This window comes from Vibrio glycogenivorans, assembly GCF_051660965.1.
In the GTDB taxonomy this organism is placed as follows: Bacteria; Pseudomonadota; Gammaproteobacteria; order Enterobacterales; family Vibrionaceae; genus Vibrio.
This window is the reverse complement of sequence record NZ_JBPVIS010000001.1, coordinates 177,738-202,699: the sequence shown is the minus strand read 5'-3', so window position 1 is coordinate 202,699 and position 24,962 is coordinate 177,738. Positions and strand designations below refer to the sequence as shown.

The 24,962-nt window shown below is 49.6% G+C and carries 23 protein-coding genes; 20 read left to right on the top strand and 3 right to left on the bottom strand.

Annotation, left to right across the window (positions count from 1 at the left end):
• Positions 1–58: 58 nt before the first annotated feature.
• Positions 59–433: a c-type cytochrome gene (locus ACSTTG_RS00905; protein ID WP_438473532.1), complete on the top strand. Its 375-nt coding sequence runs from the start codon at positions 59–61 to the stop codon at positions 431–433.
• Between the two features lie 182 nt (positions 434–615).
• Positions 616–1,689 (top strand): beta/alpha barrel domain-containing protein, encoded by a 1,074-nt coding sequence (locus ACSTTG_RS00900; RefSeq protein ID WP_438459988.1) that lies wholly within the window; start codon positions 616–618, stop codon positions 1,687–1,689.
• Between the two features lie 110 nt (positions 1,690–1,799).
• Here the strand turns inward: ACSTTG_RS00900 and purU are convergent, their stop codons facing one another.
• Positions 1,800–2,633, bottom strand: coding sequence for a formyltetrahydrofolate deformylase (gene purU, locus ACSTTG_RS00895; protein ID WP_438459989.1), 834 nt, complete (start codon positions 2,631–2,633; stop codon positions 1,800–1,802).
• 306 nt (positions 2,634–2,939) lie between these two features.
• Between purU and yoaA the strand changes: the two genes are divergently transcribed.
• The 7 genes from yoaA to ACSTTG_RS00860 all read left to right on the top strand — a co-directional run bounded on the left by yoaA (position 2,940) and on the right by ACSTTG_RS00860 (position 10,640).
• On the top strand, positions 2,940–4,862 hold the full coding sequence (gene yoaA, locus ACSTTG_RS00890; protein ID WP_438473531.1) for a DNA repair helicase YoaA: 1,923 nt from the start codon (positions 2,940–2,942) through the stop codon (positions 4,860–4,862).
• Positions 4,863–4,870: 8 nt separating this feature from the next.
• Positions 4,871–5,572: a tRNA (adenosine(37)-N6)-threonylcarbamoyltransferase complex dimerization subunit type 1 TsaB gene (gene tsaB, locus ACSTTG_RS00885; RefSeq protein WP_438459991.1), complete on the top strand. Its 702-nt coding sequence runs from the start codon at positions 4,871–4,873 to the stop codon at positions 5,570–5,572.
• 45 nt (positions 5,573–5,617) lie between these two features.
• Positions 5,618–5,923 (top strand): chromosome partitioning protein ParA, encoded by a 306-nt coding sequence (locus ACSTTG_RS00880; RefSeq protein WP_438459992.1) that lies wholly within the window; start codon positions 5,618–5,620, stop codon positions 5,921–5,923.
• A 36-nt stretch (positions 5,924–5,959) separates the two neighbouring features.
• Positions 5,960–6,850: an alpha/beta fold hydrolase gene (locus ACSTTG_RS00875; protein ID WP_438473530.1), complete on the top strand. Its 891-nt coding sequence runs from the start codon at positions 5,960–5,962 to the stop codon at positions 6,848–6,850.
• 95 nt (positions 6,851–6,945) lie between these two features.
• On the top strand, positions 6,946–8,640 hold the full coding sequence (gene fadD / locus ACSTTG_RS00870) for a long-chain-fatty-acid--CoA ligase FadD (RefSeq protein ID WP_438459994.1): 1,695 nt from the start codon (positions 6,946–6,948) through the stop codon (positions 8,638–8,640).
• A 74-nt stretch (positions 8,641–8,714) separates the two neighbouring features.
• On the top strand, positions 8,715–9,836 hold the full coding sequence (rnd, locus tag ACSTTG_RS00865) for a ribonuclease D (protein ID WP_438459995.1): 1,122 nt from the start codon (positions 8,715–8,717) through the stop codon (positions 9,834–9,836).
• 177 nt (positions 9,837–10,013) lie between these two features.
• A complete protein-coding gene (locus ACSTTG_RS00860; RefSeq protein ID WP_438459996.1) occupies positions 10,014–10,640 on the top strand; it encodes a heme-binding beta-barrel domain-containing protein in 627 nt (208 codons plus the stop codon).
• Positions 10,641–10,918: 278 nt separating this feature from the next.
• Here ACSTTG_RS00860 and ACSTTG_RS00855 read toward each other — a convergent pair whose 3' ends face one another.
• Both ACSTTG_RS00855 and pabB read right to left on the bottom strand, forming a co-directional pair.
• Positions 10,919–11,533 (bottom strand): CoA pyrophosphatase, encoded by a 615-nt coding sequence (locus tag ACSTTG_RS00855; protein WP_438473529.1) that lies wholly within the window; start codon positions 11,531–11,533, stop codon positions 10,919–10,921.
• 41 nt (positions 11,534–11,574) lie between these two features.
• Positions 11,575–12,933, bottom strand: coding sequence for an aminodeoxychorismate synthase component 1 (gene pabB, locus ACSTTG_RS00850; RefSeq protein ID WP_438473528.1), 1,359 nt, complete (start codon positions 12,931–12,933; stop codon positions 11,575–11,577).
• Positions 12,934–13,157: 224 nt separating this feature from the next.
• Between pabB and ACSTTG_RS00845 the strand changes: the two genes are divergently transcribed.
• The 11 genes from ACSTTG_RS00845 to ACSTTG_RS00795 all read left to right on the top strand — a co-directional run bounded on the left by ACSTTG_RS00845 (position 13,158) and on the right by ACSTTG_RS00795 (position 24,962).
• Complete coding sequence (locus ACSTTG_RS00845) at positions 13,158–14,681, top strand: fumarate hydratase (protein WP_438459999.1); 1,524 nt, start codon at positions 13,158–13,160, stop codon at positions 14,679–14,681.
• Between the two features lie 121 nt (positions 14,682–14,802).
• Positions 14,803–14,988 (top strand): hypothetical protein, encoded by a 186-nt coding sequence (locus tag ACSTTG_RS00840; protein ID WP_438460000.1) that lies wholly within the window; start codon positions 14,803–14,805, stop codon positions 14,986–14,988.
• 72 nt (positions 14,989–15,060) lie between these two features.
• The gene (locus ACSTTG_RS00835) at positions 15,061–16,437 is read left to right on the top strand and encodes a YcjX family GTP-binding protein (protein WP_438473527.1); all 1,377 of its coding nucleotides are present in this window, start codon (positions 15,061–15,063) and stop codon (positions 16,435–16,437) included.
• Complete coding sequence (locus tag ACSTTG_RS00830) at positions 16,434–17,462, top strand: YcjF family protein (RefSeq protein WP_438473526.1); 1,029 nt, start codon at positions 16,434–16,436, stop codon at positions 17,460–17,462. The genes ACSTTG_RS00835 and ACSTTG_RS00830 overlap by 4 nt, the downstream gene beginning before the upstream one ends.
• A gap of 98 nt (positions 17,463–17,560) precedes the next feature.
• Complete coding sequence (gene tyrR, locus ACSTTG_RS00825) at positions 17,561–19,105, top strand: transcriptional regulator TyrR (protein ID WP_438460003.1); 1,545 nt, start codon at positions 17,561–17,563, stop codon at positions 19,103–19,105.
• Between the two features lie 5 nt (positions 19,106–19,110).
• The gene (rimJ, locus tag ACSTTG_RS00820; protein ID WP_438460004.1) at positions 19,111–19,674 is read left to right on the top strand and encodes a ribosomal protein S5-alanine N-acetyltransferase; all 564 of its coding nucleotides are present in this window, start codon (positions 19,111–19,113) and stop codon (positions 19,672–19,674) included.
• A gap of 1 nt (position 19,675) precedes the next feature.
• On the top strand, positions 19,676–20,269 hold the full coding sequence (locus ACSTTG_RS00815) for an HD domain-containing protein (protein ID WP_438460005.1): 594 nt from the start codon (positions 19,676–19,678) through the stop codon (positions 20,267–20,269).
• Positions 20,270–20,271: 2 nt separating this feature from the next.
• Positions 20,272–20,745 (top strand): DUF2947 domain-containing protein, encoded by a 474-nt coding sequence (locus tag ACSTTG_RS00810; protein WP_438460006.1) that lies wholly within the window; start codon positions 20,272–20,274, stop codon positions 20,743–20,745.
• Between the two features lie 817 nt (positions 20,746–21,562).
• Positions 21,563–22,162, top strand: coding sequence for a GTP cyclohydrolase II (locus ACSTTG_RS00805; protein WP_438473525.1), 600 nt, complete (start codon positions 21,563–21,565; stop codon positions 22,160–22,162).
• 371 nt (positions 22,163–22,533) lie between these two features.
• Positions 22,534–24,186, top strand: coding sequence for a L,D-transpeptidase family protein (locus tag ACSTTG_RS00800; protein ID WP_438473524.1), 1,653 nt, complete (start codon positions 22,534–22,536; stop codon positions 24,184–24,186).
• Positions 24,187–24,305: 119 nt separating this feature from the next.
• Positions 24,306–24,962, top strand: coding sequence for an MBL fold metallo-hydrolase (locus ACSTTG_RS00795; RefSeq protein WP_438460009.1), 657 nt, complete (start codon positions 24,306–24,308; stop codon positions 24,960–24,962).

Genomic DNA, 24,962 nt, shown 5'->3' with positions numbered 1-24,962 from the left:
TCACGTTTTTTACACATCGCCTGTGGTCAAATTCGTCAAACGATGGAAGGAGCAAACGATGAATACAGCAAGCAAAACACTAGTCGCATTGGCCCTTGTTGGCGCAGCAGTCGCTGGTGGGGTGAAATATTATCCAGAGATTCGCTATGGTGCGCCTGACCTTGCAAATGGGCAGACACAATATGTTGACAACTGCGCCGCCTGTCATGGCAATCGTGGGCTTGGTGATGGCCTCGTCTCTGCTTCCTTAAGCGTCAGCCCGGACAGCATCTATGATGAGTTAATCAACCCCTGGGGATTAAAGCTCGAACTGATGGGCTCGGTCTTAGACGGTGACAATGGTCAGGGAGGGATGATGCCCGCATTTCGCGGAGTATTATCAGAACAAGACATTCACGATATATTCGGTTATATCGAGAGCGTGAATGACTAATACACCCCACGACAGGAGTCTGGTTGGCGTGGTAAACGGACAAAGAGTGAACTTTTTCAGGTCAATCCATCACTTTTAGGCCTTTATTTTAGTGTGGGTATAGCAATGCCTATGTTCAAGGGCAGTCATAAACTGTAGAATCGGCACAATTTATTTTTGGCACACGCAGTAAGAGGCTTCTGATGACTACTCCAACCCAGTTCGAACTCTATGATATTCTCAAGACCTACGAGGATAACTACCAAAACGGTCCTTTCTTTAATGGTGAGATGCCTGCTCGTCCTGCGATCAAGCAAACACAAAAGGTGTTTGATTTTGAGGTGAACTCACGCCTTGGCGTACCCGCCGGTCCACTGCTAAACAGCCACTGGTGTGATGTTTACGCGCAGCTTGGCTTTGATATCCCAGTATACAAAACCGTGCGAAGTGTTGAGCGCGCCTGTCACCCAGCGCCGAACTGTATCTTCCTAGATACTGACAAGCAGTTTAACAACCTTGAGATCAACTCAGAAATCCACCCAGGTGCTCGCCCTTCTCTGGATGAGAAAATCACTATCACCAACTCTTTTGGTGTGCCATCACTGGCGCCATCGGTATGGATGAAGGACATTGAAGAGGGCAACCGCAGAATGGGTCAAGGCCAGCTAATGGTGGTATCGGTGAACGGTACGCCGGGTCTGGCTGAGCGTGATTTGGTTGAGGATTACGGCTATGTGTCTGCTATGGCAAAAGAAGCGGGCGCGAAAGTTATCGAGGTTAACTACTCTTGTCCTAACCTAGGCGGCAGCAAAGAGGGCGCTCTGTTCTCAGATCCAGAAAACTCTGCGTTGGTTTCTAAGAAGATCCGCGAGTCTATCGGTGACACGCCACTGATGATCAAACTTGGCTGGATGCCAGCTGAGCAGCTTGAGAAAGTGATTGAAGCCAACCGTCCGTATGTTGATGGCTTTGCGGCAATCAACACCATCCCACGTAAAGTTATCACCCCAGATGGCGTTGCGGCTTTACCAGGTGAAGGACGCCTATCAAGCGGTACCTGTGGTTTTGCGATTGGTGACTTGGCTGAAGAGGTGACACAAAACCTTATCAACCTGCGCACTAAGTGGAAAGATGACTTTGTTATCTGTTCAGTAGGCGGCATGATGAACGCTGAAGATCTGCACCGTCGACTAGACATGGGCGCTGACTTGGTGATGAGTGCAACAGCGGCAATGTGGGACCCGTACCTGGCGCAGAAATTCCACCAGTACAAATAAACCCCCATCTTTAACTTAGATTAACGGTTAGTTATTGAAGTGATTGGTGCTAAGTGCTTGGCACCAATCACTTATTCTCTCTATTTCCTTTCGGAACTGCGGTGAGTCAGTTACAGGATGACTGTCTTATTCCCGTAAACAAACACGTGGTCATTCAAGACCTTATTCAGTGCCTTACTCAGCACGTTTTTCTCTACATCACGTCCAGCCTGAGCCATATCTTTGGCGCTGAAGTTGTGATCGACTGGGATCACGTCTTGTTTGATGATCGGGCCTTCATCTAAGTCATTCGTCACGAAGTGCGCTGTGGCACCAATGATCTTAACGCCGCGCTCATAGGCTTGCTGATACGGTTTTGCGCCGATAAACGCTGGCAGGAAGCTGTGGTGGATATTGATGATCTTGTGGTGATACTTTTCGACAAAGCCTGGAGTTAACACGCGCATGTATTTTGCCAGCACTAGATAATCAGGTTGGTATTGCTCAATCACTTCAAGTACCGCTTTCTCATGCTCTTCACGATTGAGCCCTTCATGACTTACATGGTGATAAGGGATATCAAATTTCTCGGTCAGTGATTGGAGCGTATCGTAGTTACCCACCACGGCGGCAATGTCGATATCGAGCGAGCCATCGTAGGTCTTCATCAGGATATCACCCAAGCAATGGGCCTCTTTGGTCACCAAGATCACCACTTTTTTGCGCGATGAACCGATCAGCTTGCGATTGGCGCCATCGGGCAGTGCTTGGTCTAGGTCAGCAAGGAAGGTTTGGTCGTTAAAATAACCCTCAAGCTCAGTGCGCATAAAGAAGTGCCCACTGGTGTTATCAACAAATTCGTTGTTGTGGATGATGTTGAGTTGATGCTTGTAACAGATATTGGTGATCTTTGAGATAAGTCCCGGCGCATCACTGCAGTGGGTCAACAGGGTTTTCTTTTCCATCTATCGAGTACTTCCATGATTAATTGATATTCCTTGCGGCAGGCGCGAGTAGGCTCGCGACGTGCTGGTGGTCGGGGTCGCAGGACGCCCAGGCAGCACGGTAAGAAGAGACTTGCCGTTATTGACCCTAATAATTGATCGATTCTGGGGTGATTTTCAACCTAAGTTTCTGAGTAAATAGCACTATCTTGGTGCAAAAAGCCGCTTTGCGTGCAAGATAGTCGCCTGGTTATAGATGCTTGTAGCTAGTGATCGAGAGCGGGAAAGCTGCGATAATGTCGCCAAATTGATGACCCGATACGACCGATGATTGAAAAAACGTTTTCTGCGCAAGGTGCGCTAGGTAAAGCGATCCCCGGCTTTCAACCCAGACAGCCGCAAATAGACATGGCCAAAGCCACGCAGGAGGCGATTGCCGAGCAAAGCCAATTGGTGGTTGAAGCGGGTACCGGTACCGGTAAGACGTTTGCTTACTTAGTTCCTGCGCTGATGAGTGGTAAAAAGGTCATCATCAGTACGGGTTCAAAGAACCTCCAAGAGCAGCTCTTTCACCGCGATTTACCATTGATGGTTGAATCCTTGGGCTTTTTTGGCGCAGTCGCCCTGCTCAAAGGACGCGCAAACTACCTGTGTCTTGATCGCCTCAGCCGACAAATGGTGGAGGTGCACAATATTCAAGTCGAGAGCGATACGCTGAGCCAGCTAGTCAAAGTTCGCTCATGGGCATCCAGCACCAAGAGTGGTGACCTCGGTGAGTGTGACGATATCGCCGAAGACAGCCCGATTATTCCCACCATCACCTCCACCAATGATAACTGCTTGGGAAAAGAGTGCCCAAGCTACACCGACTGCTTTGTGCTCAAGGCGCGTAAGCGTGCGATGGACGCGGATGTCGTGGTGGTGAACCACCACCTGTTTATGGCCGACTTAGCCATCAAGGAGACCGGATTTGGTGAGCTGATCCCAGAGGCCGAGGTGTTTATCTTTGATGAGGCGCATCAGATCCCAGACATTGCCAGTCAGTACTTTGGTCAAAGTGTTTCAAGTCGCATGATCCATGAGTTAGCCAAAGATATTGAGATTGGCTATCGCACCGAAGCTAAGGATATGAAGCAGCTAAGCAAAGTCGCAGAGCAAATGCAGCAGGCCGCGATGGAGCTGCGACTGAACCTGGGCGATGCGAGCTTTCGCGGCAATTGGCGTGAAGCGGTGACATCGCCAGCTATCAGCCGCGCTATCGCAAGGCTCACCGACTCGCTCGATTTCGCGCTTGAGGTGCTCAAGCTTGCTCTAGGCCGCAGTCAAATCCTAGATGCCGCCTTTGAGCGTGCCACCACAGTGGCTAATCGCATTGAGCGTGTGTGTGATGTCTCCATCACCGGTTATAGCTACTGGTATGAGACCACGGCGCGCCATTTTGCCCTGCATATCACCCCGCTGTCGGTGGCGGATAAGTTTTATGAGCAGATTGAAGCCAAGTCTGGGGCGTGGATCTTTACCTCAGCGACCCTCGCGGTAGATGGCAGTTTTGATCACTTTTCTGAGCGTCTTGGGTTAAAGCCTCAGCGCCAGTTTTCGCTCCCAAGTCCGTTTGATTACGCTGAGCAGGCGCGCCTTTGTGTACCAAGATACTTACCAGAGCCGAACAGTCCCGGGCTGGCGAGTAAGTTAGTCCAACTATTAACGCCGGTGATTGAGCACAACCAAGGGCGCTGCTTTTTCCTCTGCACTTCCCATTCGATGATGCGTGAACTGACCGAGGGCTTTCGCGACAGTCTCGATATACCTGTACTGATGCAAGGCGAGACCACCAAGCAAAAGACACTCAATGAGTTTATGGAGCTGGGGAATGCCCTTTTGGTCGCAACCGGGGCCTTTTGGGAGGGGATTGATGTTAGGGGCGATACGTTAAGCTGTGTTATTATTGACAAATTGCCCTTTACTGCGCCGGATGATCCGCTGCTAAAGGCACGAATTGAGGATTGCCGCCTCAAAGGGGGAGACCCGTTTCGAGATGTGCAGATTCCAGACGCTGTGATCACCCTTAAACAGGGGGTCGGGCGTCTGATCAGAGACAAAAAAGATCGTGGCGCGCTTATCTTGTGTGATAACCGGATGGTCACGCGTGATTATGGGGGGATTTTTCTCTCCAGCTTGCCGCCCATTCCGAGAACGCGCGATCTTAAAATCATTACGGATTTTTTAACCGTAAAAGAACCCAATAGTTAGAGATACCCATGAGCATGAAAATACTTGCTGTAGACACCGCGACGGAAAACTGTTCAGTCGCACTGATGATTGACGACAAAATCTATAGCCGTAGTGAGGTGGCCCCGCGTGACCACACCAAAAAAGTCTTGCCGATGGTGGATGAAGTGTTAGCTGAGGCCGGCGTTGCCCTTACTGACCTCGATGCATTAGCGTTTGGCCGCGGCCCAGGTAGTTTTACCGGGGTACGTATAGGCATTGGCATTGCCCAGGGGCTTGGTTTTGGTGCAGACTTGCCAATGATTGGTATCTCAACCCTCAAAGCGATGGCGCAGGCCACTTTCCGTCGCCATGGCGTTGAGCACGCAGCCGTGGCCATCGATGCTCGTATGAGCGAGGTGTATTGGGGCCAGTTCAGCCGCATGAGCAATGGCGATTGGCAGGAAGTGATGCCAGAGTGCGTGATCCCACCGGCGGAGCTGGCTGGCGTTGTCAGTGACTCAGAGCACAATTGGTATGAGGCGGGCACCGGCTGGCAGGCATATGCTGAGCAACTTACCGGTCTGTCAATTACCCGTACTAGCAGCGACGTGCTTTACCCAGATGCGCAAGATATGGTGCTGCTGGCTAAGTATGAACTGGAAAAAGGCAACACGGTCGATGCCGAGCAGGCCAGCCCAGTTTACCTGCGTGATACCGTGGCATGGAAGAAGCTTCCAGGTCGTGAGTAAATCTCTCGCTTGGCCTCAGCCAGTTGATTGAATAAAGGATTTTTAATGGTTTCCATCGGTGGATTGCCCGTACAGTCGATACCCAATCGCAATAAGGTCGACAAGGCAAAGAACAAGCAACAGGTTCAGAAGTCACAAGACAAGGCCGCCGTTGGGCAACCAAGCAAGGTCGCCAATGCGGTATCGCACTCGATCCGACATCTTAACGAGTCGGATCTTAATCGCGCTCATATCCAATATGATTTGCCGCAGGGTCGCGGGCGCAAGGCGATGGAAGAGTACATGGATGTGATGAATCAAGCGCGCAAGGAAGAGCTGTCGAACCTGCTCGGTGTCGATATCTATATCTAACTCTCGATGCAATCTAATCACAACAAGGGACGTTCTATGTCCGACTTAACTCATGGCACATCCGATTTGCTGCAAGAGTCGGTTGTGACTCTGGAGTGGGGCAAGCTCAGTTATCGAGAGTATACACCCGCCGCCCAAATGGAATCGCCAACCACAGTGATTTTTCTCCACGGTTGGCTCGATAACGCCGCCAGCTTCAGCTCCACCATTGAACACTTGGTTAAACTTCAGCCGAATTTGCGCATAATTGCTGTCGATTTGCCCGGTCACGGGTGGTCAGACCACAAATTGCTAGGACAATACTACAACTTCCACGATTATCTACACGACATTTCACAGCTGGTGTCTAAATTGTCAGCGACAGGCTGTTGGTTCGTCGGCCATTCACTGGGGGCATTGCTGGCAGCCTGCTACTGCGCCGCATTTCCAGAACAGGTCTCAGGCTTAGTCCAAATTGAGGGCGTGCTGCCTCTCTCAGAGGAGCCAGACCAGCATGCCAAGCGAATTCGTAGTGCGATAGTCAATCGCCAGCGGATCGAGGCAAAACCGGTCAAAAGTATCGGTAACTTGCAAAGTGCAATCTCTCGGCGTAGCCAAGTGAATAGACTGGAAGAGGCTCTGATTGCACCGATTGTTGAGCGTGGCACTGTGTGCCGGCAAGATCGCTGGTATTGGCGTCATGATCGCCGTTTGATGGCGGAGTCGATCTATCGTATGACGCCAGCACACGCTGATGCAATTGCCCGCAGCATTGAGTGCCCATGGCAGATTATTTTAGGCACTGAAGGCTATCAAGCTCTCACTCGTCAGTGGATCGACTATCTTGATCAACAGCAGGTAGACACCATTGAAGGCGGGCACCACTGCCACTTGCAAGCGCCTAAGCGAGTAGCAGAAATAATTTCTGGCATAGTTAACAAATTTTAAAACGGTTGTTTAACCCCTAGGTGCTGAGCATCGATGACTATGGTGTAATAGCGCGCCTTATAATAACAACTGTACTAATAACGAGGAGTTTTAACGTGGATAAACCTTGGCTTTCTCGCTACCCAAGCGATGTACCCGAGACAATTAACCCTGACCAGTACACGTCACTGGTAGAGATGTTCGAGCAGTCTGTGCAGAAATACGCGGATCAACCTGCGTTTATGAACATGGGCTCGATCATGACATTTCGTAAGCTTGAAGAGCGCAGTCGCGCGTTTGCAGCTTACCTGCAAAATGAGCTTAAACTGAAAAAGGGTGATCGCGTCGCTCTGATGATGCCGAACCTGCTTCAGTACCCAGTCGCCCTGTTTGGTGTGCTGCGCGCAGGCATGATCGCCGTTAACGTCAACCCGCTGTACACTCCTCGTGAACTTGAACACCAGCTAAACGATGCCGATGCCAAAGCGATCGTGATCGTCTCCAATTTTGCTAATACCCTTGAGCAGGTGGTTGAGAACACGCCAATCAAACACGTGGTACTGACCAGTCTTGGTCAGATGCTGCCGCGAGCGAAAGGCACCATCGTTGACTTCGTGGTGAAGTACGTGAAAGGCATGGTACCCAAGTACAACTTGCCGGGCGCTATCTCGATGCGTAAGGCACTGCACAAAGGCCGTCGCTTGCAGTATGTTAAGCCATTCATGTCTGGTGATGATATTGCCTTCTTGCAATACACCGGCGGCACAACGGGCCTGGCGAAGGGCGCTATCCTGACCCACCGCAACATGGTTGCTAACGTGATGCAAGCCAAAGGCGCCTATGGTCCTAAGTTGTCTGAGGGGCGTGAACTGATCGTTACGGCTCTGCCGCTTTATCACGTGTTTGCCTTAACCGTAAACTGCTTACTACTACTTGAGATGGGTGGTCGTAACTTGCTGATCACTAACCCGCGTGATATTCCAGGCTTTATTAAGGAGCTCAAGCAGCATCCATTCACGGCGATCACTGGGGTAAACACCTTGTTTAACGCCCTGGTGAATAATGAAGATTTTCACGAGTTGGACTTTAGCAACTTACGCTTGGCCGTGGGTGGTGGCATGGCTGTGCAGCGTGCGGTGGCGGAAAAGTGGCAAAACACCACGGGTTGTTACCTACTTGAAGGCTATGGTCTGACTGAGTGTTCACCATTGGTGGCGGCGTATCCGCATGACCTAACTCAATACAACGGCTCGATTGGCTTGCCAGTCCCTTCCACCGAGGTGCGTATTGTTGATGATGAGGGCAACCTGCTGGCCAATACCGAAGTCGGTGAGCTGCAAGTACGTGGTCCTCAGGTAATGCAGGGTTACTGGCAGCGCCCAGAAGCGACCAAAGAAGTAATTAACCCAGAGGGCTGGCTATCTACTGGCGATATCGTCAAGTTTGATGAAGATGGCTTCTTGCATATCGTTGATCGCAAGAAAGACATGATCTTGGTCTCGGGCTTTAACGTTTACCCGAATGAGATTGAAGACGTGGTGGCCCTACACGGTAAGGTACTTGAGGTCGCAGCCATCGGCCAGCCACATGAGGTGTCGGGCGAGCTGGTGAAGATCTACGTGGTGAAGCGCGATCCAAGCTTGACTAAAGAAGAAGTGATCGCTCACTGTCGTCAACACTTGACGGGCTATAAAGTGCCGAAACTAGTTGAATTTAGAGAAGATCTGCCGAAGACCAACGTGGGTAAAATCCTGCGTCGCGTGCTTCGTGAAGAGAATGACGCTGAGTTAGCCAAAAAACAGTCCGCGTAATTCGCTGTTCAATCTGATAAAATGCCAGCCTTAATCCGCTGGCATTTTTTATTTAGCCCCAAAGAGATAGTTGAGTGAAGTACCAAATCGTAGACAGTCATCAAGCGCTGGTTGCCGTATGTGAGGCCGCGCGTCAAACCGAAACCGTGATGCTTGATACCGAGTTCGTCAGAGTTCGTTCTTATTTTCCCAAGCTAGGGCTGGTTCAGCTCTTTGATGGTGTACAACTGTCATTGATCGACCCGCTGGAAATTGATGATCTGACGCCACTTGCCGAGTTGCTACAAGATACGAGCGTGCTGAAGGTGCTGCACGCCTGCGGTGAAGACCTTGAGGTGTTTCAAAATGAGTTAGGCTGCCTGCCAGTGCCAATGATGGATACGCAGATTATGGCGGCGTTTTTAGGCCACGGGCTATCGACGGGCTTTGCGAGCTTGGTTAAGGAGTACCTCGGCGTTGAACTGGACAAGTCAGAGTCTCGTACCGATTGGACAGCGCGCCCTCTTACCCAGAAACAGCTCGATTACGCCGCAGGTGACGTGCACTATCTCTGGCCTTTGTATGCAGATTTGGCCCAAAAGCTTGAACAAACCCCATGGCAACAAGCGGCGGCGGATGAGTCAGCAAGCTTGGCACTTAAGCGGATTAAAACCATTGATAAAGACACTCTGTATCGCGATATCAAGGGCGCATGGCAGTTGAGTCCCAAGCAATTGGCCATCTTGCAGCCGCTAGCTAAGTGGCGCTATAAAGAAGCGATCAAGCGCGACCTAGCGCTTAACTTTGTATTTAAAGAAAATGAGCTTCTGGATGTCGCGATTCGCGGTATTACCTCGCTAAAAGGATTGGAGCAGTTGGGTGTTGACCCAAGAGCGATCCGCCGTCATGGCGAGCGTATCATCTCCATAGTCAAGAAAGCCCAATCGCTTTCGAAAGACAAGCATCCAAAGCCAGTCTCTCGCATCGTTGATATGCCAGGTTACAAGCAGGAATTTAAACTGCTCAAAGATGAAGTTAAAAAGGTGAGCCAAGAAGTGAGTCTTGCGACCGAGTTCCTAGCATCGAAAAAGCAACTCAACCAGTTTTTGCGCTGGGTAAAAGAACAGCAGATGGCCACCGAGAGCTTGCCTGATGTAATGAAAGGCTGGCGCGGTCAGTGTTTCGAGCAGCGCCTGGTCAAGGCGTTAGGCCGCTAGAACAAGCACGAGTAATGCGTTAGTTAACAGTTTCTTACATCGGTGCCTCACCAAGCAATCCGTGTGGTGCCAAGTTGATCTAACGCAATTTGTTATTGATAACCTTTGGTAGAGTCTCGGCAGTAAGCGACAGACTTTGTTGCGCTGTCGTTTAACAACAGCCCAGAGGAAATAATAATGAAAAATAAAATGCTCATAATGATGTCGCTATCAAGCCTGCTGTCTGCACCTGCATTGGCTGATCGCACTTTGATTGATGGAATGGATTTCGGTCCATTGGCTGATTTAGTCGGTACATGGAAATCAGTCGACACTGGAGGGGTGGACATCTCTCCAGGTCAAGAAGGCAGTGCCGTAGGCAAAGGTGGACCAGCGGTCACCCCGTTTTATGAAACCTTGACCTTTGAGGTCGCCGCAGACGCGGTGAATGCCAGTGACCAACACTTGGTCGCGCTTTACTACAAACAAGAGGTTTTTCGTAAGGAAGATAACACCAAGTTTCACGACCAGCGTGGCTACTTCATTTACGATGCCGAAAACCAGATGGTGTACAACTCCTTCTGTGTGCCGCGCACTACATGTGTAACGGCAGAGGGGCCAGCAGGACAGCAAATGACGCTAGTCGCGCCAGAGCGCGGTGTGGCCGAATCTAGTTACATGACCGAGAACGCCAAGACCACGGCGTTTACAATGAATATCAAGTTCGACGAAACCACGTTGACTTACTCACAAAGCACAGGGCTTGAGATCTACGGCAATCAATTTGCCCACACCGACTCCAGTACCCTAATTAAAGTGCAATAACCGTTTTCCCGAAATAGTCTGAATAATAGACTTTTTTTGCGCCGGCATGATGCTGGCGCTTTTTTTTCCCTGAAGGGAAGAGGCGAGAGGCGGGATCGCTGCGCTGCGAGAAGCGAGAAGTTTCAGCGATTGCTTCTCGTTTAGTACCTGTCGAATCACACTTTAACATTCGTTAATGATTTATTCCCGGAGGGAAGAGCCGAGATCGCTCTGCTGCGAGAAGCGAGTAGCTTCAGCAATCGATCCTCGCTTCTCGCCTCTCGCTTCTCGTCTCTGTGTTATTGATTTTTCTCTTCAATAAAAGAAAGATGCAGCGCAAGGTTATGCAGGATTTGCCCTGTGACGCCCCAGATAAAGTGGCGTTCGAAGCTGATCCCAAACAGTCGGTGTTCGGTGTTTTGGATGGTGAAGGTGGCGGTTCTTAGTGAGGAGCGTTTGAGCAGGTGTGTGACGGGGACCTCGATTACTTCAGCGACTTCATCTCGGTTTATCTTGAGCTGATGCTGTGGGTCGATAAAGGCTAAGATGGGTGTGACGTTAAACTGGCTGATAGTTGGCAGTGGTGGCAAGGTACCGATTGGGGTGATCAAATGACTTGGAATGCCGACCTCTTCCTCTGTCTCACGCAGCGCGGTATGGGTGGGTGAGGCATCAGTGTCATCTTGCTTGCCACCGGGAAAACTCACTTGCCCTGGGTGGTGGCGCAGATGGGTAGCGCGCTTGGTGAGCAGAATCGATAGCCCTTTGGGTCTTTCGATAAAGCCAATCAAGACCGCGGCGGGGCGAAAGTTCTCGGTGGGCAGGTGTGCAAGTCGCCCCAGTGTTTGCGGATGATAGGCTCTTTGAGGAGAGAGGTTAAAATGCGTCAACAGGGATTGGCGCGTGATAGTCATGACTCTCTCCTTGGTATCCATTAGGTGTTAGTGTGTGTTTACTATAGTACAGGCAGAATACGGCTGACTTTATCCTGGGTTTCTTGATACTCACTGAAACAGTCACTGTCGGCAACAATGCCACCCCCTGCCCATGCATATAAGTGACCGCCCTCAGCCACTAAGGTTCGGATAGTAATGCTGGTGTCCATCTGGCCATGGCGACTGATATAGCCAATACTGCCGCAGTAGGCATTACGTCGGTGTGGCTCAAGCTCTTCAATGATTTCCATCGCGCGGATCTTAGGTGCACCGGTAATTGAGCCGCCCGGGAAACAGGCGCGCAGGAGTTGACTGGCGCTGTACTGGCTGTCGAGCTCTGCGCGAATCGTGCTCACAAGGTGGTGAACAGCCGGGAAGCTTTCGATGTCAAACAGCTTAGGCACATGCACACTGCCAGGTTTAGCTACTCGACCAATATCATTGCGCAGCAAGTCGACAATCATCAGGTTTTCCGCTTGATCTTTTGCCGCATTCGCCAACTCATCTGCATTCTGCTTATCGATGGTCGGGTTTTCACTGCGCGGTCGCGTGCCCTTGATTGGCTTAGTTTCGATGGTTGAATTATCGAGCTGGATAAATCGCTCGGGAGAGACACTCAGGATTGCGCTGTCTTCCAAGCGGATAAAGGCGGAAAACGGCGCAGCATTGGTTGCCTCGAGCTTTTGATAGGCCTGCCATTCGCTCCCTTGATAAGCGGCTTGCCAGCGCTGGGCAAGGTTGATCTGGTAACAATCCCCGGACAGTAGATACTCTTGGATTGCAGCAAACTTATCCGCGTAGCTTTGCGCTGTCATGTTGGACTGCCACTCTGAGTTGCGCTTAAAGTCCTTAGCTGTCACTGACGACTGCGACTTGAGCCAATTCAAGCGAGCTTGAGGATCGGGTGCAATGAGATGGGCAGCTTCGAGCTTGTGATCAACCACCAGTGCCCAATCGTAAATCCCGACAGCCATATCAGGGGCCGATAAGTCTTGCTCCGCGATGGCTGGCATGGTCTCTACTCGGCGGCCCAGGTCATAGCCAAAATAACCCAGAGCACCGCCAACAAATGGCAGGTGAGTATCGAGCTCTAACGATGGGCAGTAGCATTCACTAAGGCGCTCCACCAAAGCAAAGGGGTCGTCGGTTGATTGCGACTCGCCGGTTGGCTCATGGATGTCACTGACTGCGCCACGCGTGGTAATGGTCGCAACCGGGGCCGCGACCAAAATGTCATAGCGACTATCGATATGCTCTTGGGAGGCTGAGCGAAGCAGCATTGCCCAGGGCAGAGCCTCAATATTGGCAAAATAGTCTGCGGCAAGCTGCGGTTGATAGTCGAGCTGGAGTAATTGTGGCGTGGCAATCGAGTGTGGCATGGAGCGGTGATCTTATTCAAAACAGTGGCGGCAATTTTTGACTATGTACTTAACAATAGCAAGCGATTGCCGCTTGCTGGTATACAAAATAATCATCTTTGTCCAAACCGCGATGATTATGTGCTCTGTGATCTAGTGACGGCTCGCCGAAGTCGCTATGATGTTGAAAACAAAATATGTCTATAGAGACTCTCTGAGACAAACACTTGAGCAAGAGGGAAGCAATGACGGTTATAAAAAAACAAGATGTGATCACAAGTGTGGCTGATGCACTCCAGTACATCTCTTACTACCATCCACTCGATTTCGTCCAAGCACTTGAGCAGGCTTATCACAAAGAGCAAAGCCAAGCAGCCAAGGACGCCATCGCCCAGATACTGATTAACTCCCGCATGTCAGCTGAGGGCCATCGTCCTATTTGTCAGGATACAGGTATCGTCACCTGTTTTGTTAATGTCGGCATGGGCGTTCAGTGGGACGACACCAGTATGACGTTGCAGGAGATGATCGACGAGGGCGTGCGCCAGGCATACACCAACCCAGATAATCCGCTGCGTGCCTCGATCCTCAAAGATCCTGCTGGCAAGCGTATTAATACCAAAGATAACACGCCAGCGGTTGTGCACCTGAACCTAGTCCCGGGTGATAAAGTTGAAGTTCAGATCGCGGCCAAAGGTGGCGGTAGTGAAAACAAAACCAAGATGGTGATGCTTAACCCATCAGACGATATTGCCGAGTGGGTAGAGAAAACCCTGCCGACCATGGGCGCGGGCTGGTGTCCACCGGGCATGCTCGGTATTGGTATCGGTGGTACCGCGGAGAAAGCTGCCGTGTTGGCGAAAGAGTCTCTGATGGAGCATATCGATATCCATGAGCTTATTGAGCGCGGTCCACAAAATGCGGAAGAAGAGTTGCGTCTGGATATCTTTAAGCGCGTTAATCGTTTGGGCATCGGCGCACAGGGCTTAGGCGGTCTAACCACAGTAGTGGATGTCAAAATCAAGACGGCGCCAACTCATGCTGCGTCAAAACCGGTGTGCATGATCCCGAACTGTGCTGCGACGCGTCACGTCCACTTTACCTTGGATGGCTCAGGGCCTGCTGAGCTGACGCCACCCAAATTGGAAGACTGGCCAGATATTACCTGGGAAGCAGGTGAAAGCACGCGCCAAGTTAACCTAGATACGCTCACCCAAGAGCAGGTTCAGGAGTGGCAAACTGGTGAGACCTTGCTGCTGTCGGGTAAAATCCTAACAGGTCGTGATGCCGCGCATAAGCGTATTCAATCGATGCTGGAAAGTGGTGAAGGCCTGCCTGAAGGGGTGGATCTTAAAGGCAAGTTTATCTACTACGTTGGCCCTGTTGATGCAGTTGGCGACGAAGTGGTTGGCCCTGCCGGCCCGACAACCTCAACACGTATGGATAAGTTTACCGATATGATGCTTGAGCAAACCGGCATTATGGGCATGATTGGTAAGGCCGAGCGCGGCGCGCAAACGGTAGAGTCAATCAAGCAGCATAAGTCTGTCTACCTGATGGCGGTCGGCGGCGCGGCTTATTTGGTTGCGAAAGCGATCAAGAAAGCCCGTGTGGTGGCGTTTGAAGACCTGGGTATGGAAGCGATCTACGAATTTGAAGTCGAAGATATGCCAGTCAGTGTGGCTGTTGACTCAAATGGTATTAACGTACACCAAATCGGTCCCGATACCTGGAAAGTCAAGATTGCAGAAGCGGAAGGGCAGGACTAACTGAAAGATCTGCGTGGTCTCCCATATTCCCCAATAGAACTTGCTAGGTCTATTGGGGTGGTCTAACTTTAATCTGTTAATGTAACCGATTGTAAAAAAGAGAAAATTAAGGGAGCAGTGCATGCCACGTTTTGTGCAGATCTTACAAATTTTGATTGCGATTGCCGTCGGTGGCTTGATCGGCTACGACCTGATCCTTCACGGCATTACAGTTTTTGAACAAAAGTACGTTCCAGTCACCTGCGCCTTGTTTGTCTTGCTTGAAATCAGCTTGTTCGTCATATACAAATTGATAGAAGACGATTAATCTGCAGTAAAAAAGCACCCAATCAGCCTCGGACCCTCCGGGGCTTTTTGCGCTAGAGGTATAGCCTAATTGATGAAAAGCCTAACCAAAGAAGTTTCCGATCTCGTCAACCGTGGTCTCGATGCCCATGTCCGGGTTGCAGTGACTGGGTTATCCACCGCAGGCAAAACGGCCTTTATCACCTCGTTGGTCAATCAATTCTTACACACTTCTACTCACGAAAATCTACCGTTACTCGATGCGGCGCGCTCTGGGCGACTGGTTGGCGCCAAACGTGTTCCGCAAACCAATCTCATGGTGCCAAGGTTTGCCTATGACGAAGCAATGGCGCAATTGACTAATAGTGAGCCAAATTGGCCAGTACCAACGCGTGATGTGAGTGAGGTACGCCTTGCGGTTAAATATCGCCCGACAAGTAGGGCGCGGAAACTGGTGTCGAAAACCGCTACCTTGTACCTTGATATAGTTGACTATCCAGGTGAATGGCTGTTGGATTTACCTTTGCTTGAACAGGATTTTTTTCAATGGAGCGAGGGGCAGTTTGCGCCTTTGTCTGGCAAGCGTGGTGAGCTAGCGACTCAATGGACTGACGGGCTTGAGCAACTGGACTTGGACGCGGCAGCTGATGAATCGCAGCTGCAGTACCTGAGTGAACAATACACAGACTATCTCCATCAGTGTAAGCAAGCCGGTTATCACTGGGTTCAGCCTGGGCGATTTGTGCTACCGGGCGACTTGAAAGGAGCGCCGGTGCTGCAGTTCTTCCCAGTTAAGATAGCAGCGGGGCATGCACCGATAAAAGGCTCCAATTTGGACATGCTAATCTCGCGCTATCGCCAATATCAAACCAATGTGGTTAAGCGTTTTTATAAAGACTATTTTTCATCTTTTGATCGTCAGGTGGTGCTGGTGGATTGCTTGTCTCCGCTAAACAAAGGTCGAGAGAGTTTTCAAGATATGCGCTTTGCGTTAGAGCAGATAATGCAAAGCTATCGTTACGGGCAATCTAACCTGTTGACACGCTTGTTTGCGCCCAAAATAGATAAAGCTCTGTTTGTTGCGACCAAAGCCGACCACATCACCCCAGAGCAACACCCCAACTTGGTGGCTCTGCTGCAAAATATGATTCACTCTGTGTGGCAGCAGGCGGCCTTTGAGCACATTGAGATGCAGTGCATGAGCATCGCCTCTATCCAGGCAACTCAGCCAGGGCATGTGTATGCCGACGGTAAGATGCAATCGGTGATCAAAGGTAGCGATATGGATGGAAAGCCATTGACCGTATTTCCGGGGAGCGTACCGAAAGCACTGCCAGGTTGCGACTTTTGGCGCAATCACCAGTTTCATTTCAGCGCATTTAGGCCACAGCCCATGATTGAGCACCAGCCGCTGAGTCATATTAGAATGGATAAGGTGATCCAATATTTGCTTGGGGACAAACTTCGATGAAAGAGCATCAGCCACGGACCATTTATAAAGACGCCCAATCGGTCGACGAGCCCGACGCTCAGCACCTATTTGAGCAAGCTAAGCACTATTCTGAGCAGGAGACTTTTGTCTTGACCGCCTCAGAGCCAGCGCAGCCACCCGTGCTCGATGAGTTTGAGGGAATTATCCGGCCGAAAAAACGTCGTCGGTGGCCAGCGATGCTTGCAGCAGGCAGTTTTGTTGGTTTGGCGGGCTGGCAACTGATTGATAACCTGGCTACGGCGATTGGGGCGGGTGATTGGCTGAGTCTCGGTTGGGCGGGCTTTGTCAGTGTGTTGGGTAGCTTTGGTCTAGCAGCCCTGACGAAAGAATGGCTAAAGCTGCGCCGTCTACGCGGGCACTTTTCCGTGCAAGAGCAAACCGAGCAACTGATCAAGGGCGATTCTGTCGGCAAGGGCGCTGAATTTTGCCAAAAGCTTGCCCAAAAGAGTGGCCTTCGTGAAGAGTACCAGCCTTATGAACGCTGGCGTAATGCGGTTAAAGCCCATCACAGTGATGCTGAGATCATCGAGATGTACGATGCGATGGTGGTGACGCAGTTAGATCGCAGAGCCGTTGAGGTGATCACTAAACACGCCACTGAATCAGCTGGCTTGGTGGCAATTAGCCCGCTCGCGACGGCGGATATGCTGTTGGTCGTGTGGCGAAACCTCAAGATGATTGATGCGCTGTCTAAGGTGTATGGCATAGAGCTAGGCTATTGGTCGCGCATTCGACTACTCAGGCTAGTGTTTGTCAACATGGCGGCCGCAGGGGCGAGTGAACTGGCGATTGACGCGTCCATGGATATGATGTCGATGGACTTGGCTGGCAAGTTATCGGTACGTGCAGGTCAAGGGCTTGGTATTGGTATCCTAACCGCGCGCCTAGGTTTAAAGTCGATAGAGTTGCTTAGGCCGACCCCATGGCAGGAGGGTAGACGAGTTACCTTGGGCAGTATTCGCAAGCAAATCATCTCGAAAGTCGCAGCATTGACTGTGAAATAACCAGATTAATCCCTTGCACGACAACAATTCTTGACGCTTAAACCGAGGTGAGCGAAACTACTGTCAACTTTTCGTGACACCGTTAATAGGATTATTTTGTGCGTCTAGAAGTCTTTTGTGAAGATCGCTTGGGTTTGACTCGTGAGCTGCTGGAGATATTGGCCAAGCGCAGTATCGACCTTCGAGGTATTGAGATTGATGTGTCGGGGATCATCTATCTCAACTGTCCTGATATCGATTTTGATACCTTCAGTGAGTTGATGACCGAGATCCGTAGGATCAACGGCGTTAAGGACGTACGCAAAATCCAGTTTATGCCAATGGAGCGGCAGAACCATGAGTTGCTGGCGGTACTAGATAGCCTACCTTCGCCGGTATTATCGGTTGATCTCAAAGGCAATATTGATACCGCTAACCACGCAGCCAATAGCTTGTTCGGCGCCGAATCAGAGAGCTTGAATGGACGCAATATCTCGCAGGCACTGCCGAGCTTTTCCTTCCAAGATTGGCTGGATGGTCAGCGCAGTCGTGTGCGGGAAAATGTCGTCCACAATGGCCTAGATTATATTCTCGAGCTGATGCCGGTATTTATCAGCGGCGATGATCGCGACCAAGCCTTGGTCAGTGCGGTGATTGCCCTAAGGCCGGTGGCAGAAGTATCGCACAACACCGATGTGTTAACCCCGTCCCAAGAGCTCGGCTTTGAGCATTTCGTCGGTATTTCTAATCGTCATAAGTCATTAATCAGTCAAGCAAAAAAGCTCGCTATGCTCGATCAACCATTGCTGATTGAGGGTGAAACTGGCACGGGGAAAGAGATGCTGGCGCGTGCTTGTCATAATCGCTCTCACCGCTCAGCTGAGCCGTTTATGGTGTTGAGCTGTGCCTCTATGCCTGACGATGTGGCAGAGACGGAATTATTTGGTAATGCACCAGGTTCATTCAATGATGATATTGGCCACAAGGGCATTTTTGAGCAAGCCGATGGCGGGACGGTGTTTCTTGATGAGATTGGTGAGATGAGCCCACACCTGCAGATCAAGCTGCTGCGCTTGATGCAAGATGGCACGTTTAGGCGAGTCGGCGAAGAGCAGGAGATGCATGTGGACGTACGTGTTATCGCCTCAACTAGGCATAATCTTGCTGAGCTCGCCGAATCAGGCAGCTTTCGTGAGGATCTGTTTTATCGTCTCAACGTTTTGACCCTGACTATCCCACCATTGCGAGAGCGCGCCAGTGATATTGGTCCGCTACTAGAGCTGTTTGTGGCCAAGCACGCCCACAATATGAACATGACCATCCCCAAATGGTCATCGGAGCTCACCAGCCAACTCGCTACTCATCACTGGCCGGGCAATATGCGCCAGCTAGACAACACCGTGTTGCGAGCCTTGACTGAATTAGAGGGTAACGAGTTGGTGGTAGATTACTTCCATCTGCCAAGTAATGAGAAACTGCCGACCTCATTTAACAGCCATCAGCTTGATGGCTCGCTCGATGACATTATGAAGAGTTACGAAGCGCAGATCCTAGAGCATCTGTTCCAGTCTTATCCGTCGAGCCGTAAGTTAGCTAAGCGCCTTGATGTTTCCCATACATCGATCGCCAATAAACTGCGCGATTACAGCATTCGTAAGCAGTAATCGCGATGGGAGAAATGTTTCGCAGGGGTGATGAGTTTATTTTGCGTACCGCTAATATTGCGGACGCACAGATGATCAGTCGCTATTTTTGTGCAAATAAACAGGCGCTTAGAGCTTGGGAGCCTGAGCGTGATGCGGAGTTTTTTACCGAGGTCGGTTGGCAAAAGAAACTGCTTAAACTGCAAGAGCTGCATCGACTTGGGCTTGGCTATTATATGCTAATTACCGATCGCGCAGATAAACAGATGCTAGGCACTGTCTCTTTTAGCAGCGTGACGAGATTTCCTGTCCACAGCTGTAATGTCGGTTATTCCTTGGCAAAGTCTGAGCAGGGCAAGGGGTTAATGACTAAGGCACTCACACTCGCGGTGCAATATATGTTTGAGATTGAAAATATGCATCGAGTTTGTGCCGCTTATATGCCACACAATAAAAAAAGTGCGGCGGTGTTAAGTCGAGTAGGTTTTGAGCGGGAGGGATTCTCTCAGCAATATATTTTAATTGATGGTCAGTGGCAGGATCATATATTGACCGCGATGATCAATCCAGATTGGAAAAAAAGAGATTAATATGTCACTAAGATTAGAAAAACAGCTCGCGCTATTAATGGAGCTCGATCAACTAAAATCTGTGTTGCGACGCACAAGAGTAAAAAGTGCCGATGGGCGATTGGAAAATAGTGCCGAGCATAGCTGGCATGTGGCATTAATGGCGCTATTGTTTGAGGAACATGCCAATCAACCGGTTGATGTGAGCCGAGTGATTAAGATGTTGCTGCTGCACGATGTGGTTGAAATCGATGCAGGTGACACTTTTGTCTATGATGCGGTTGCCTCTGAGAGCCAAGAACAGAAAGAGCTAGAGTGTGCAGAGCGATTGTTTGGTCTATTACCTGATGAGCAAGGTCAGGCACTGTTTTCTCTGTGGCAAGAGTTCGAGCAAGCTCAAACCGCGGATGCAAAATTTGCCAAAGCTCTCGATCGAATCATCCCAATGCTGCTCAACCACTATAATCAAGGTCAGAGTTGGCTTGAGCATGGCGTGCACAAAGATCAGGTCTTGACGGTCAATCGACGCATTGAAGAGGGCTCTGAGGCACTGTGGGTCAAGGCTCAACAGATTGTAGAAAATGCCGTTGCCAACGGTTGGCTGAAGGCGGATTAACGATGTCTTACATTTCAATTAATGAGTACAACAGAAAGTGGATCTTTACCCATCAATCGATGCCAGTGCCGGAATCGGATCTTGAGTTGATCAAACCGATGACACAGGCACGTGCCTCCCAGCTATGGAAAGAGCAGATCAGTGCCACCAGTCCGGATGCTGCGCGATTCAGTAGTCAAGATTGGCCTGCTAATGACAGCAATTGGCTGGAGAATATCGATTGGATGCAGGCATGGGAGGCAGAGGACGACCTAATGCCTGAGGGACTACTCGAATATATTGACTGGCAAGATGATGTCACGGTGTATTTCTGCTACGAGAAGTACAATATCATCGAGACCAAGTGGTCGATATTTAAACGCTACTGGAAAAACTTCCTGTTTTATGATGATGGGCCAATTTTAATTGGTAAGAAGCGCAGCCAAGCATTGTGGTTCCAAGAAGATGGTAGTGTAAAACTAGGCAAACGTCGCTAATCACTCAAGGGGTTATTACTTTAAGGATCTATTCTTTCTAGGATCTATTGCCTCAAGGATCTATTCTTTCTAGGAACTTTGCTTCAAGGAATTATGGCTTCATGGAATGATGGCTTCAAGAAGTGATAAGTTAATAACCCCTCTCTCAATAAGTTTTTAGGGGCATTTGTGGAATTAGTTGCACATAAACCACTATTAATTGTTGATAAAACGTGCAATTTATTCTCAGGCTGATAATATGGTCCCGGAATTAGAAATGGATTTTTTAATTGACTGGGTAGATATTGTGGAATCGCTAATATTACAGCTTAAAAAAGATTTTTACGCTCGGCTAAGCAACCTACAATCTAATGGGACGGCGAGCAATGAGTCGACTCTGTCAATCCTTACCTCCGAGGAAATTTCTGAACTTGAATCTGCTTGGGTTCAACTTAATGTTTGGAAACAACAGCAAACCTCCCACAGCGCATGATCTTCGCGCCAATTCATCGCTTCAATTTCATTACTTAATTTGTGGTTATTATCTCGTGGTAATTACTCATGCCTTTGCCTACAATTGTTATGTTATAACATGTGCTATCAATTGCATTTCTTACTCAAGAAATACAGTTCAAAGTCACTTATACTCAAGTAAGCAACTTGGCTGCAAATCTTGCTGGAACTGCACCTTGAAGTGACATGAGTAAAGGTATTTGGGTTGAACTTTTCATTTTCACCCACATATATAAGGTCGACAGCAACTCAGCGTGGATAACAAGTAAAGCCAAGAGCTTAGCAACAAGCACAGCGCGCGTTGTTTGATGAAAGAGAGAGAGATATGGCGGAAGTAAGAGCTAGAGTAAATTTTAAGGTTGGTCAGCGAAGCGACATTGCAGCTGAGCTTTTGTCGTTCAATGGTCTGAAAACCACTAAAGAGCATGTAGCGGTGATTTTCAAACAAGCTGACCAAGCCCCATCAACCCCGCCTTTAGTTAGAATGCACTCTGAATGCCTAACCGGTGACGTCTTCCACTCCTCGCGTTGTGATTGCGGTGAGCAGCTGGATGAGACCATCAATCTGATGGGGGAGAAGGGCGGTATCATTCTGTACCTACGCCAAGAGGGGCGTGGTATTGGGCTGTATAACAAGATTGACGCGTATCGCTTACAAAGCGAGGGTATGAATACTTACGAAGCGAATAACCATCTAGGTTTTGGCGACGATTTGCGTGATTTTACAGAGGCCGCGCAGATGCTCAAGGCACTAAACTTGACGCGTATTCGCTTGGTGACCAACAATCCGAAGAAAGTACGTGACTTAGAAGGGCATGGGATCGAGATTGCCGAGGTGGTACACACATCGGCGCACGTAAAGTCGGGCAACGAGGAGTATCTCAAGGCCAAAGTATCACACGGTAAACACAAACTGCCAATCTAATGCTTTAAGGCGGTATATAAGGTAGTGAAACGCATCGGTTTGTACCGATGCGTTTTTTTAGGCAACAAAAACACCAAATCGTACAAAGGAGCTTCAAGACATTTTGCGAGCAGTATCAGCTTGAGCCTCGTGACTACCGATATACCAGGGTGTTGATCTTGTTTTTACTCGCGCTAACGTTAGTGTTCTATGGGCTAAATATCTAAAATTGCAACATTTTCTTCTTCTGTTTGCCTCAATATTCATCTAATATCACCGAATTAGTCTGGATAGCTCGATGAGTCATAACCGTGTTGTTTCTAAACTTTAATACAGTTTCAAATGTGTTCTTTGCCATACTTATGTCATACACCTCACCTAGGGGATAGGACATGAAATCTTGGGTATTTTTCGCCGTGTTTGGGGCCTGCGCCTGCGCCTGTGCTGTCGCTCAGCCTTTGGACGATACTAAACACCTCAATCAAGTAGACTCAGGGCAACCTTTGTCTTCGGCAGTGGAGCTTGGCTCTGTTGACCTCTCCTCTAAAACGGTGACTGTTGAGGGGGTTACGCTGACGTTTCCCAATCAGGTTGAACGCCTAATGATGTTGGCTAAACCACTGTGGATCAATCCCGACGATCGAATGGTTTTTCAAGAGCAACTTGCTCTGGTTGCACTCTCTGGGGTCAGCCCGTTACTAGAATCGCGCTTGGAAAGCTTAGTCATCCTGGAAGAGCAGGAGAAATGGCACGCTTATGATCAGGTCGCGACCGATACGTTGCTGCTCTATGTCAGTTATGCTGAGAATATCTCAGAGTATGGGCAAACATGGTTTTATCAATCGCCAATGCGAGAGCTGAGTATCGAGCCCTCGATTACCTCTCAAGACTCTCTAGTCAGTGCTATCGAGATGAACGCATTGTCGCAGTTTATAGACTATTACCGCCCGCCACATGCCTCTAGAGAAGCTATTCGTATGGCGCTCAAAGATTTGATGGCACACTCGAATCAATGGGTCTCGCTGGTGTCAAATGATGGCCTCAAGCGTGTTGGAGACCTACTGCCCGAGCGTGAGTTAATTATTGAGCGGATAGACATGGCTGGTGTCGATACTTCGGGTATAGCCCCTGGCCTTGACTGGTATGATGAGTCACTCAAGCAAGCAATGGTCGAATTTCAACGTATCCATGGCCTAAAGCAAGATGCCATCATTGGCCCTAAGACAACCCGTTGGCTGAACGTTTCCCCCCGTTACCGCAAGACCAAACTCGCGCTTAACCTCGAGCGTGCAAGATTGTGGGACAAGGGCAACACCACGCAAGTCACTGTCAACGTCCCAAGCTTTGAGATGCAGTTCTCACATTCGGGCCAGCAACTCTTCGAGTCCAAGGTGGTGGTAGGCAAATTGCGCCGTCCGACCCCAATAATGGAAACACAGATGAAGTCGGTCGTGCTCAATCCAACCTGGAACATTCCGTGGAAAATCATGGTCGAAGATATTATTCCAAAGGCAAAACGTGACCCAAGTTACCTAGCTCGTCAGGGCATCGATATCATCGAGAGCTGGACCTCACCCCGTATTATCTCTCCCGCGACAATTAACTGGGAAACCCTACACCCACGCGCATTTCCATTCAGAATGCGCCAGCGCTCTGGTTACAACAACGCCTTGGGTCTATACAAATTTAATACACCTAACCCTCGGGCGATTTACTTACACGATACACCGAGCAAAAACTTGTTTGATCTAGACATGAGGGCATTCAGTTCTGGATGTATCCGTGTCGAGCACGCCGAGGAATTTGCAGAAGCGTTACTGGATTATCAAGGTATCGAGCGTGATAAATTACTCAACTCAAGCACCAACCGCCACATTCGTTTCAATCGACAAATTCCGGTTATGATTATTTATCAAACGGCTTGGTTGGAAGATGGTGTCGTTCACTATCGTGATGACATTTATGATCTCGATGCTCCTTACCATGAGAGCAATTCCAGGCTAATCGACGTTGCTTTAGTGGGTAAAAGCAAATCAACCCATTAACTCTACTTTTGTCAGAGCACTCGCTTAGTGCCCAAATACTCGCATATTGTCAAATCACCCACTTAGTGTCATAGTCTGTGCAAACTAAAATCGCAGACTATGACAGTGAAGGTAGCGGTATGTCTCTAAAATACCAAGTGGTTCCTGTAACCTCTTTTTCTCAAAATTGCTCAATCGTATGGTGTGACGAAACAATGAAAGGCGTCGTAATTGACCCAGGTGGTGACGTCAAGCAATTGCAAATGCTCATCGAAGAACTTGGCGTGACGGTAGAGCGCCTGGTATTGACCCACGGTCATCTTGATCATGTTGGTGGTACACAGCCTTTGGCGCGTAATTTAGAGGGTGTAACGATTGTCGGCCCCCATAAGGACGACAATTTCTGGCTACAGGGTCTTGAAGGGCAAAGCCAGATGTTTGGCTTCCCTTTAACCGAGGCCTTTGAACCGGATCAATGGCTGGATGAGGGTGACAGTGTCACGTTTGGCAATCAGTCGCTTTCAGTTATCCACACCCCGGGCCACACTCCTGGCCATATCGTGTTATTCAGTCAAGAAGCAAAGTTAGCATTTGTTGGTGATGTGCTTTTTAACGGCGGTATTGGGCGCACCGATTTCCCGAAAGGTGATTTCAATACGCTCATTTCTTCCATCAAAGAAAAACTGTGGCCACTAGGCAATGAAGTACGCTTCGTTCCCGGGCACGGTCCTGAGTCTACCTTCGGCTACGAGCGCAGAACCAATCCGTTTGTTGCTGATGAGATGCCGATGTTCTAG